The organism is Caulobacter sp. D5 (genome assembly GCF_003185805.1).
GTDB lineage: Bacteria > Pseudomonadota > Alphaproteobacteria > Caulobacterales > Caulobacteraceae > Caulobacter.
Genome location: NZ_QHJY01000060.1, coordinates 1 through 10290 on the forward strand (window position 1 = coordinate 1; position 10290 = coordinate 10290).

At 69.3% G+C, this 10290-nt stretch carries 11 protein-coding genes and 1 tRNA gene; 10 read left to right on the forward strand and 2 right to left on the reverse strand.

Going from position 1 to position 10290, the window contains the following annotated elements; all coding sequences use genetic code 11:
• Positions 1-153 precede the first annotated feature (153 nt).
• Positions 154-1125: a complex I NDUFA9 subunit family protein gene (locus tag DMC18_RS04890; RefSeq protein ID WP_110120472.1), complete on the reverse strand. Its 972-nt coding sequence runs from the start codon at positions 1123-1125 to the stop codon at positions 154-156.
• Positions 1126-1267: 142 nt separating this feature from the next.
• Here DMC18_RS04890 and DMC18_RS04895 point away from each other — a divergent pair.
• The 9 genes from DMC18_RS04895 (at position 1268) to ptsN (ending at position 7801) form a co-directional block, all read left to right on the forward strand.
• A tRNA-Leu gene (locus DMC18_RS04895) sits at positions 1268-1354 on the forward strand.
• Positions 1355-1511: 157 nt separating this feature from the next.
• Positions 1512-2129, forward strand: coding sequence for a ribonuclease D (locus tag DMC18_RS04900; RefSeq protein ID WP_110120462.1), 618 nt, complete (start codon positions 1512-1514; stop codon positions 2127-2129).
• 14 nt (positions 2130-2143) lie between these two features.
• Entirely contained in the window at positions 2144-2770 is a 627-nt protein-coding gene (lptC, locus tag DMC18_RS04905) for an LPS export ABC transporter periplasmic protein LptC (RefSeq protein ID WP_370444030.1), read from the forward strand.
• Positions 2771-2812: 42 nt separating this feature from the next.
• Positions 2813-3364, forward strand: coding sequence for an LptA/OstA family protein (locus DMC18_RS04910; RefSeq protein ID WP_370444615.1), 552 nt, complete (start codon positions 2813-2815; stop codon positions 3362-3364).
• 10 nt (positions 3365-3374) lie between these two features.
• On the forward strand, positions 3375-4136 hold the full coding sequence (gene lptB / locus DMC18_RS04915) for an LPS export ABC transporter ATP-binding protein (RefSeq protein WP_110120465.1): 762 nt from the start codon (positions 3375-3377) through the stop codon (positions 4134-4136).
• Between the two features lie 193 nt (positions 4137-4329).
• A complete protein-coding gene (rpoN, locus tag DMC18_RS04920; protein WP_110120466.1) occupies positions 4330-5829 on the forward strand; it encodes an RNA polymerase factor sigma-54 in 1500 nt (499 codons plus the stop codon).
• A 119-nt stretch (positions 5830-5948) separates the two neighbouring features.
• Positions 5949-6560, forward strand: coding sequence for an exopolysaccharide biosynthesis protein (locus DMC18_RS04925; RefSeq protein ID WP_110120467.1), 612 nt, complete (start codon positions 5949-5951; stop codon positions 6558-6560).
• Positions 6561-6612: 52 nt separating this feature from the next.
• Positions 6613-7248, forward strand: a complete 636-nt coding sequence (gene hpf / locus DMC18_RS04930; protein WP_110120468.1) for a ribosome hibernation-promoting factor, HPF/YfiA family — start codon at positions 6613-6615, stop codon at positions 7246-7248.
• 85 nt (positions 7249-7333) lie between these two features.
• The gene (gene ptsN / locus DMC18_RS04935; RefSeq protein WP_110120469.1) at positions 7334-7801 is read left to right on the forward strand and encodes a PTS IIA-like nitrogen regulatory protein PtsN; all 468 of its coding nucleotides are present in this window, start codon (positions 7334-7336) and stop codon (positions 7799-7801) included.
• A gap of 170 nt (positions 7802-7971) precedes the next feature.
• Here ptsN and DMC18_RS04940 read toward each other — a convergent pair whose 3' ends face one another.
• Positions 7972-8364, reverse strand: a complete 393-nt coding sequence (locus tag DMC18_RS04940; protein WP_110120470.1) for an acyl dehydratase — start codon at positions 8362-8364, stop codon at positions 7972-7974.
• 110 nt (positions 8365-8474) lie between these two features.
• Here DMC18_RS04940 and DMC18_RS04945 point away from each other — a divergent pair.
• Positions 8475-10290: protein-disulfide reductase DsbD domain-containing protein (locus DMC18_RS04945; protein ID WP_110132734.1), on the forward strand; the 1816-nt coding region annotated here is incomplete at its 3' end.

The window sequence follows — 10290 nt, forward strand, 5'->3', positions numbered from 1 at the left end:
GAAGGTGTCGGCGATAGCCGACGGATGAGGGGTCTCTCAAACGCAAAACGCCGCGACAGCCGATCAGCTGTCGCGGCGTTTCTGTAGGTGCGACCCCTCACCCGACCTCCCTCCGGGAGGCCACCCTCTCCCGCAAGGGGAGAGGGATCAGGATTAGAACGCGCCGGCCGGGGTTGGGGCGTACTGGCCGCCCTTGCGGTAGCGGTAGAGGTAGGACGGAACCACGGCCTCGACGGCGGTGGGGGCGACGCCCAGGTCGGCCAGGCCCTTGGCGCCCGGCGTGACGACATTGTCGCCAGCCTTCAGCAGCGCCACCTGGTCGGTGGTCAGCGGCGGGGCCAGCGGCAGCAGCGAGGCCTGGATGTCGCCCAGCTTGCCCACGACGCCGGCCAGCGGCCAGGGCAGGGGCGCCAGCACGCGGGCGCGGCCGGTTTCGGTCAGCACGAACTCCAGCAGTTCCTTGAAGCTGTAGACGGTCGGGCCGCCCAGCTCGAAGGTCTGGCCCGCCGCGCCCGGCGTGGCGATGATCTTGGCGATCGCGGCGGCGACGTCGCCGACGAACACCGGCTGGAACTTGGTGTGGCCGCCGCCGACCAGCGGCAGGGCGGGCGCCAGGGCGGCCAGCTGGCCGAACTTGTTGAAGAACTTGTCCTCGGGGCCGAACACCACCGACGGGCGCACGATGGTGGCGGTCGGGAAGGCGGCGCGGACGGCGGCTTCGCCCTCGGCCTTGGTGCGGGCGTACTTGCTGCCCGACCCGGCGTTGGCGCCGATGGCCGAGACCTGCACCAGGCGCTTGACGCCGGCGGCCGCGGCCTGCTCGGCCACGATCTTGGCGCCCATGGCGTGCAGCGACTGGAACTGCTGGCGGCCGCTTTCCCAAAGCACGCCCACCAGGTTCACGGCCGCCTCGGCGCCGTCCAGCGCGCGGGCCACCGAGGCCTCGTTGCGCACATTGGCCTGGAAGACCTCGATCTGACCGACATCGCCCAGCATGCGCATGCGATAGGCCAGATTGGGCTGACGCACGGCTACGCGTACGCGATAGCCCGCCTTGGCGAGGGCGCGCACCACCTGGCTTCCTACGAAGCCCGAGCCGCCGAACACCGTGACCAGACCCTGCATCTTCATTCCTCGTCGCTGCGATGAAGGGGGGATTAGACGAGCCTGGGGATGTTCGCAAGAAAAGTGAGAAATGCGATTGACGCCGTCAGAACCTTTGCATAAACGTCCGGCCCTCGCAGCGGCCCAACGGGTTGCGCCGCGGGCCCAGGTGGCGGAATTGGTAGACGCGCTGGCTTCAGGTGCCAGTGACCGAAAGGTCGTGGAGGTTCGAGTCCTCTCCTGGGCACCACCCCTTACCAACCCTCGCAGATGCGAGGAGCGGGGTGGTTCCAAGCTTTCCATGCAATAGATATTCGGTTCATCTGGCGTGCATCGCCGACGTCCCACTATAAGGCGTCGGAGCGGCGCCGTTCGCGACGACGCCGACGCGTGGAGACGAAAGACACTTGGCCAGCTTTGTTCATGAAGGCGACCTGCCCGACGGCGTGTTCGCCGGGGCGACGGCGATCGCCATCGATTCGGAAACCATGGGCCTGCGCCTCGGGCGCGATCCGCTGTGCGTGGTGCAGCTGTCGTCCGGCGACGGCGACGCCCACGTGGTGCGCCTGGACCGCTCGACCTATCACGCGCCGAACCTGAAGAAGTTGCTGACCGATCCGGCCGTGCTGAAGCTCTTCCACTTCGGCCGCTTCGACATCGCCATGTTCCTGCTGCATCTGGGCGTCATGACGGCGCCTGTGTACTGCACCAAGATCGCTTCCAAGCTCGCCCGCACCTATACCGACCGCCACGGCCTCAAGGACGTGACGCGCGAACTGATGGGCGTGGAGCTGTCCAAGGCCCAACAGAGCTCGGACTGGGGCGCGGCGTCGCTGAGCCCCGAGCAGGTGGCCTACGCCGCTTCGGACGTCCTGCACCTGCATGGCCTGCGCGAGCGTTTGAACACCATGCTGGTGCGCGAGGGCCGCATGGCGCTCGCTCAAGCCGCCTTCGACTATCTGCCCCACCGCGCCGCGCTCGACCTGGCCGGTTGGGAAGACGTCGACATCTTCGCGCACGCTTAAGGGAGACCCGGACGGTGTCGGACGTGGCGATGAGGAGCGGCTTCAAGCGCGATCTGCGGCGCTGGCGCCGGCGCTCGCGCCTCGTCCGGGCCGCGCGCGGCGCCCTGCCCATCGCCATTCTGGCCCTGATCGGCTCGGCCGTGGGCCAGGTGGTCTGGCTGACGGTGACGGCCGCCGAGCGCGCGCCCGAAAGGCCCCAGGCCCAGATCCGCATGCTCAACCCGCGCTTCTACGGCCAGTCGAGCGACGGTCGCGCCTTCCTGATCACGGCCCGCTCGGCGGTCCGCGACGACGCCGACCTCAAGCGCGTGCTGCTGGACGACCCGACCCTGACCCTGGGCATCGACGAGCCCAAGCCCAGCCGGGTGACGTCCAAGAGCGGCGTCTATCGCGAGGACAACCTCAAGCTCGTGCTGCGCGGCGACGTGCGCATGGACGACGGGGGCGGCTACCGCTTCGCGTCGGACGAGGCTTTCGTCGACACCAAGACCGGCGTGATCACCGGTGAATCCGTGCTGCAGGGCGAAGGTCCTACAGGACAGGTGAAATCCAACGCTTATTCCGTATATGACAAGGGCGACCGCGTCGTTTTCCGCGGTGGAGTCCGCACGCGCCTCGATCGCGTCGGCGGCGGAAACTAGAGGACGGTGCGACAGATGAGGGCGAGTTCGATGAAACGAGCAATGGCGGCCGCTGGGCTCGCCGCGAGCCTCCTGGGCGGCCTGGCGGTCGGCCCGGCCATGGCGCAGAACAATTCCAGCGCGCCGGTCGACATCTCGGCCGACGAGCAGGAGACCATCACCAGCCAGTGCAAGACCATCTTCCGCGGCGCCGTCGAGGTGCTGCAGGAGACCTCGCGCCTGCGCGCCGCCAAGATGACCCTCTACAATCAGAAGAAGGCCAAGGGCGACGGCGGCAACGGTTGCGGCAACGTCGACCGCGTCGAGGCCGAGGGCGAGGTCTTCTACGTCACCCCCAAGCAGGTGGTGCGCGGCGACCGGGCGACCTACGACTATTCCTCCGACACCATCGTGGTGACCGGCAACGTGGTGGCCGTGCAGGGCCAGGACGTGGCGCGCGGCGACCGCATGGTGGTCAACACCAAGACCAACGACGTGCGCATGGAGTCCAGCGCCAAGGGCGCCGGCAAGAAGAACCGCGTGCGCGCGGTGGTCTATCCCAGCACGTCGTCAAGCACCTCGGGCGACTCCAAGAAGCCCGCCGCCAAGCCCTGAGGCCGTATAAATGCAGTTTCAAACCCTTGGGGGCGGCCCGACCGAGGACGGTCTCTATGTCGACGGCGTCGGCAAGACCTTCGGCGACCGGGCCGTGGTCAAGAACGTCTCCCTGCGCCTCAAGCGCGGCGAGGTCGTCGGCCTGCTGGGCCCCAACGGCGCCGGCAAGACCACCACCTTCTACATGGTCACCGGCCTGATCGCCGCCGACTACGGCTCGATCTATCTCGACGGCGAGGACATCACGGCCCAGCCGATGTTCCAGCGCGCGCGCCTCGGCGTCGGCTACCTGCCGCAGGAAGCCTCGATCTTCCGCGGCATGACGGTCGAGCAGAACGTCATGGCCGTGGTCGAGATGCGCGAGAAGAACGCGCGCAAAGCCCGCGAGACGGTGACCAGCATCCTGGAAGAGCTGCGGATCACCCATATCCGCAAGTCGCCGGCCGTCGCCCTGTCGGGCGGTGAGCGCCGCCGCGTGGAAATCGCCCGGGCCCTGGCCAGCGAGCCGTCGTTCATGCTGCTCGACGAGCCCTTCGCCGGCATCGACCCGCTGGCCATCTCCGACATCCGCGAGGTCGTGAACTATCTCAAGAACCGCGGCATCGGCATCCTGATCACCGACCACAACGTCCGCGAGACGCTGGACATGGTGGATCGGGCGTCGATCATCGCCGCCGGCGAGGTGCTCTTCGAGGGCTCGCCGAAGGAGATCGTCGACAATCCGGAAGTGCGCCGGGTTTACCTGGGCGACAGCTTCGCCGAGCGCGTTTAAGGCCTCGGGCACGATTGAGGCGGGACGACCTGCCGCATGGATTTCGAGAAAGGCCTTGTTCTGCAAGGCCTTTTTCTTTTTCCGAGGACGGATGGTCGCACTGGCCCGATATTTGCTGGCGTTCGCGCCCCGTTAACCAGACTGCCCTTTCAATGGCGATCGTAAGTTTCGTTCGATTTGCCAGGAGGGCGCGTTGGCGCTCAGCCCAAGACTCGACATCCGGCAGGGCCAGGGCCTTGTCATCACGCCGCAGCTGCAGCAGGCCATCAAGCTTCTGCAACTGTCGAACATCGAGCTCGACGCCTTCGTCGAGGCCGAGCTCGAGCGTAATCCGCTGCTGCAACGCGACGACAGCGAGCGCGAGGTCGAGCGCGACGGCGAGCCCGAACGGGCCGTCGAGAACCTGGGCATGGAAAACGTGTCGGACTCCGCGGCCAACCGCGAGCTGGACACGCCCGGCGACGACGTCTCCCCCGGCGAGCGCGCCACCGGCGACGGCGAGAGCTTCGGCGCCGAGCACGCCGGCGGCCAGATCGACTGGTCGCGCGCCGGCGGCGGCGGCAGCTTCGAGGGCGACGACAATTTCGAAGGCGCCCTGAACCGTCCCGAGACCCTTTCCGAGCACCTCAACGGCCAGCTGGTCCTGGCCGGCCTGTCGCCCGCCGACGAGGCCATCGCCGCCATCCTGATCGACGCCGTGGATGCTGGCGGCTACCTGCGCGCCGATCTCTGGGAGATCGCCGAGCGCCTGGGCTGCGAGCTGGAGCGCATCGAGCGCGTGCTGAAGGTCGTCCAGGGCTTCGAGCCCTGCGGCGTGGCCGCCCGCGACGTGCGCGAGTGCCTGGAACTGCAGCTGCGCGACGCCAACCGCTACGACCCGGCCATCGCCGCCCTGCTCGACAATCTCGACCTGCTGGCCCGCCGCGACCTCGTCTCGCTGCGCAAGATCTGCGGCGTCGACGACGAGGACCTGCGCGAGATGATCGCCGAGGTCCGCGGTCTGACGCCCCGCCCGGGCGCGGCCTTCCACAGCGATCCGCCCCAGACCCTGGTGCCCGACGTCCACGTCCGCGAAGGCCTGGGCGGCATGTGGCACGTCGAGCTGAACACCGACACCCTGCCGCGCGTGCTGGTCGATCAGCGCTACCACGCCCGCGTCTCCAAGGGCGCGCGCAGCGACCAGGAAAAGACCTTCGTCTCCGACAGCTTCGCCAGCGCCAACTGGCTGGTCAAAAGCCTCGACCAGCGGGCCAAGACCATCCTCAAGGTGGCCAGCGAGATCGTGCGCCAGCAGGACGGCTTTTTGGCCTATGGCGTCGAGCACCTGCGCCCGCTGAACCTGAAGACCGTCGCCGACGCCATCGGCATGCACGAGAGCACGGTCAGCCGCGTCACCTCCAACAAGTACGTCGCCACCCCGCGCGGGGTGTTCGAGCTGAAGTTCTTCTTCACCTCGGCCATCCAGTCGTCGGAAGGCGGCGAGGCCCACTCGGCCGCCAGCGTCCGCCACAAGATCAAGGGCCTGGTCGATGCCGAACGGCGCGAGGCCGACGTCCATTCCGACGACCGCATCGTCGAGATCCTGAAGGCCGCCGGCGTCGACATCGCCCGCCGCACCGTGGCCAAGTACCGCGAGGCCATGCGCATCCCGTCGTCGGTCGAGCGCCGCCGGCTGATCAAGGAAGCCTGCTGAGCACGTCCTCCGTTCCCTGCGACGCGACGCCGCACCCTGTTTCTCCCCGCCTGTGACGCTTTCGAGCAAGCGGTCCGGCCGCTTCCCGCGTTATAGAAAAGGGTGAAACAGGACCGCGCATGAGCCAGGAGAAACTGTCCGACGTGATCGAGGGGTTCGGCGACGACCCCCGGCCCGTATTGACCGTCGGTCAGATGCTGGACGCCTTCGACAGCCGGGCCTTCGGGGCGACGCTGCTGGTGTTCGGCCTGCTCAACTGCCTGCCCCTGCCGCCGGGCTCGTCGACCCTGCTGTCGCTGCCGATCCTGCTGCTGGCGCCGCAGATCGCCCTGGGCGCCAATGCGCCTTGGCTGCCCGAGGGTCTGGCCGAAAAGCCGCTGAAGCGCGACGACCTCAGGGGCCTGTTCCGCAAGATCACGCCCGTCCTGCGGCGGCTCGAGGTGGTGACGCGGCCCAGGCTCGGCTTCCTGTTCGCGGCCGGCGGCGAGCGGCTGATCGGCGTGGTCTGCACCCTGCTGGCCCTGGTGCTGATCCTGCCCATCCCGCTGGGCAACCTGGCGCCCGGCGCCACCGTGGCCGTCCTGGCGCTCGCCCTGCTGCAGCGCGACGGTCTGCTGGCCCTGCTAGGCTATCTGATGGCGCTGGGCAGCACGGCCCTGCTTTTCGTCAGTGCAGGTGTCGTGACGGCCGCCGTCAAGAAGCTGATCGGGGTCTTTTCGGGACTCTTCTGAGGCCGTTTTGCTCCCGCTTGACACCGCCCCCGGACGGGCGCGTTGATAGGGCATGCAAGTCCAAATCTCCGGCAAGCATGTCGACGTTGGTGAGGCTCTGCGAGCGCGAGTCGCCGACGAAATCACCCTGAGCATCGGTAAGTATTTCGACCGCGGCGGTGACGCCGACGTCGTGATCAGCAAGGAGGGTTACGCCTTCCGCGTCGATTGCTCGGTCAAGCTGGCTTCGGGCCAGCAGCTTCTGAGCCACGGCTCCGGCGGCGACGCCCACATGGCGTTCGACCAGGCCCTGGCCAAGATCGAGACGCGGATAAGGCGGTACAAGCAGCGGCTCAAGAGCCACTCGATCGCCGCCACCGCCAAGCAGGCCGAGAACGCCGCCTTCTACGTGCTGCGCGCGCCCGACGGCGAGGAGGGCGGCGACCAGGAAGATTGGGCCACGGAGGAAGCCCATCCCGCCGGCGCGCCGTCAGCCATGGTCATCGCCGAAACCCAGGCCGCCCTCAAGACGATGACCGTTTCGATGGCTGTCATGGAACTGGACTTGACCGAGTCCCAGGCAATCGTGTTTAGGAACGCCGCCCATGGCGGATTGTCGGTGGTCTACCGCCGGCCGGACGGAAATATCGGCTGGATCGACCCCGAGCGCACCAAGCCGCTGAACGGAAACGGCTCGACCTTGAGCTAGCTGGAGCCTAAGCGGTCCCGGCGCGTTTCCGGGACCGCGGCGGCCGTGTTTCGGCGGCCGGCATAGAGCGAGCTAGTTAAAGTCCATGATGATCGGCGATCTTCTTGACCAGGGGGCTGTGACCCTCCGCGTCAGCGCCAAGGACAAGCGCCAGGTGCTCGGCGTCATCGCCGACGTCGCCGGCCGCGTGCTGGGCGTCGATTCCGACCTCGCGCTGGATGGCCTGATCGAGCGCGAAGCCGCCGGCTCCACCGGCGTTGGCCAGGGCGTGGCCCTGCCGCATGCCCGCGTGCCGGGCCTGGACCGCGTCCGCGCCGTCTTTGTCCGCCTGGAAACCCCGGTCGCCTTCGACGCGCTGGACGACAAGCCGGTCGATCTGTTCCTGGCCCTGTTCGCCCCGCCCGAGGCCAACACCCAGCACCTGCGCGCCCTGGCCCGCGTCTCGCGCATGCTGCGCCAGCCCGACCTGCGAGAGCAGCTGCGCCAGGCCCGCTCGGCCGACGCCGTGCACGTGCTGCTGGCCCGCGAGACCGCGACCCCGACGGCGGCCTAGCTTCCTTCTCCCCTTGCGGGAGAAGGTGTCGGCGTTAGCCGACGGATGAGGGGTCTCTCAAAAATCTGATACCGTACCCAGCCTTGTCCGCCGTCGCGGCTGATAGGGCTTTCGACCCCTCACCCGACCCTGCTCCGCAGGGCCACCCTCTCCCGCAAGGGGAGAGGGGATCACCTGGCGAAAATGCTCCGCGTCAGGCACGAGAACACCAGCCTGCCGGCCTCGTCGAGCAGGTCCTGCTGGGCGATGACGATGCCCTTGCCCTCGCCGACCGGGTCCTTGCCCATCACCGTCATGCGGCCGCGCAGGAGCTCGCCCGCCGGCGGGTTGCGCAGCCAGCGCAGGGCGTCGACGCCCACCCGCTTGGTCTGCGGCCAGTCGGCGGTGGCCTCGCTGTCGAGGCGGCTCCAGATGGCGAAGACCATGGCGTCGGGCGCGCCCAGCGACAGGTCCCAGCCCGGCTGGAAGGCGGCGATGAAGGTCGCCAGGGCCCGCTCGTCCACCACCGTGGTTCCCAGGGTCACGACCTGGCCGATCTCGATGTCGTCGAAGGAAGCGGGCATGAATTCCCCTGGTTCGAAGCGGTCCCCGACCTGACCACGGCGGCTTGACGGTTGTCGAGAGCGCGCGCACGGGCCATGTGTCTTCGCGAGTTTTCTTTGCAAGGTCGCCGATGCTGTCGCGCCGTCTGTTCGCCGCCGTCCTGGCCCCCCTGGCCCTCTTCGCCGCCGCCGCGGGGCCCGCCCGCGCCGAGGTGGTCAAGACCGGCCACCTGGAGGTCGAGCTGGTCTCCCAGGAAGCCGCGGCCGTGCCGGGCTCGACGGTGTTCGTGGCCCTGCGCCAGAAGATCCAGACCCACTGGCACACCTATTGGCGCAACCCGGGCGACGCCGGCGACGCCACCAAGATCGTCTGGACCCTGCCGGCCGGCTGGACCGCCGGCGACATCGTCTGGCCGACCCCGGATCGGGTGCGCGTCGGGCCGCTGCAGGACTACGCCTATAACGGCGAGGTGCTGCTGCCCGTGCCGATCACCGTGCCGGCCTCGGCCAAGCCGGGGCAGACGGTCACCCTGAAGGCCGCCGCCGCCTTCCTGGTCTGCGAAGAGATCTGCGTTCCCGAGGACGCGGTGGTCACCCTGACGTTGCCGGTGGTCGCCGGCCCGGCCAAGCCCGATCCCAAATGGGGCGAGGTGGTCGCGACCGTGCTGGCCAAGGCTCCCAAGCCCGCCGGCCTCAAGGCCGTGTGGACCCGCGACGGCCAGGCCGTGAAGCTGTCGGTCACCGGGGCCGCCCTGAAGGGCGGCGATTTCGAGGGCGCCTACTTCTTTCCCTATTCCGGCCAGGTCATCGACCACGCCGCGCCCCAGGCCATCGAGCGCGGGCCGGACGGCCTGACCCTGACCCTGGCTCCCGGCTTCGCCTTCGGCCCCGAGGCCACCGAGCCGGTGAAGGAACTGGTCGGCGTCGTGGCCACCAAGGGCGGCTCCTACGAGATCACCGCCGTCGAAGGGGCGCCCCTTCCGGGCTCCGTAGGGCTAGGCTCTCTGCCCGCGGCCGGCGCCGGCTCGACCGGCGGTTCTTCGCAGGCCGGCGGCGACACGGCCGTTTCCGGCCTCGCGGGCGGCCTGCCGGTCGCCCTGCTTTTCGCCTTTCTCGGCGGCCTGATCCTCAACCTGATGCCCTGCGTCTTCCCGGTGCTGTCGATGAAGGCCGCCAGCCTCGCCGCCCACGCCCACGACGCCGGCAAGACCCGCGTGCAGGGCCTGGCTTTCCTGGGCGGCGTGGTGGCGACCTTCCTGGCGCTGGCCGGGCTGCTGATCGCCGTCCGGGCCGGCGGCGAGGCGGTGGGCTGGGGCTTCCAGCTGCAATCGCCGGCCGTGGTGGCGGTGCTGTCGCTGCTGATGCTGCTGGTCGCCCTGAACCTGTCGGGCGTGTTCGAGGTCGGCGCCGCCGCGCAAGGGGCGGCTGGCCGCGTCTCGGGCGGTTCGGGCCTGGCCGGCGCCTTCCTGACCGGCGCCCTGGCGGTGATCGTCGCCGCCCCCTGCACCGCGCCGTTCATGGCCGGGGCCCTCGGCTTCGCCTTGACCCAGCCGCCGGCCTTCGCCCTGCTGGTGTTCCTGGCCCTGGCGCTCGGTTTCGCCGCGCCCTTCGTGATCCTGGCCTTCGTTCCGGGCCTGCTGCGCAAGCTGCCCCGGCCCGGTCCGTGGATGGACGTGCTCAAGCACGCCCTGGCCTTCCCGATGTACGGCGCGGCCGCCTGGCTGGTCTGGGTGTTCAGCCAGCAGGCTGGCGGGATCGCCCTGGCCCTGCTGCTGGCCGCCGCCGTGCTGGTCGCCTTCGCCGCCTGGGCCTACGGCCTGGGCGAGACCCGCCGCTTCGCCGGCAAGACCCCGCTGGTCGCCTTCGGCTTCGCCCTGGCCGGCCTGGCCGGCGGCGTCGCCCTGACCGTCGGCGCGCTGCAGGTCCCGGCCCCGGCCGCCGCCTCGG

Bases quoted from the DNA above. Each gene is read 5' to 3' on its own strand.
- ptsN (WP_110120469.1), top strand. From the start codon at position 7,334: ATGATGATCGGCGATCTTCTTGACCAGGGGGCTGTGACCCTCCGCGTC.
- DMC18_RS04940 (WP_110120470.1), bottom strand. From the start codon at position 8,364: ATGCCCGCTTCCTTCGACGACATCGAGATCGGCCAGGTCGTGACCCTG.
- DMC18_RS04890 (WP_110120472.1), bottom strand. From the start codon at position 1,125: ATGCAGGGTCTGGTCACGGTGTTCGGCGGCTCGGGCTTCGTAGGAAGC.
- lptB (WP_110120465.1), top strand. From the start codon at position 3,375: ATGCAGTTTCAAACCCTTGGGGGCGGCCCGACCGAGGACGGTCTCTAT.
- hpf (WP_110120468.1), top strand. From the start codon at position 6,613: ATGCAAGTCCAAATCTCCGGCAAGCATGTCGACGTTGGTGAGGCTCTG.
- DMC18_RS04925 (WP_110120467.1), top strand. From the start codon at position 5,949: ATGAGCCAGGAGAAACTGTCCGACGTGATCGAGGGGTTCGGCGACGAC.
- DMC18_RS04910 (WP_370444615.1), top strand. From the start codon at position 2,813: ATGGCGGCCGCTGGGCTCGCCGCGAGCCTCCTGGGCGGCCTGGCGGTC.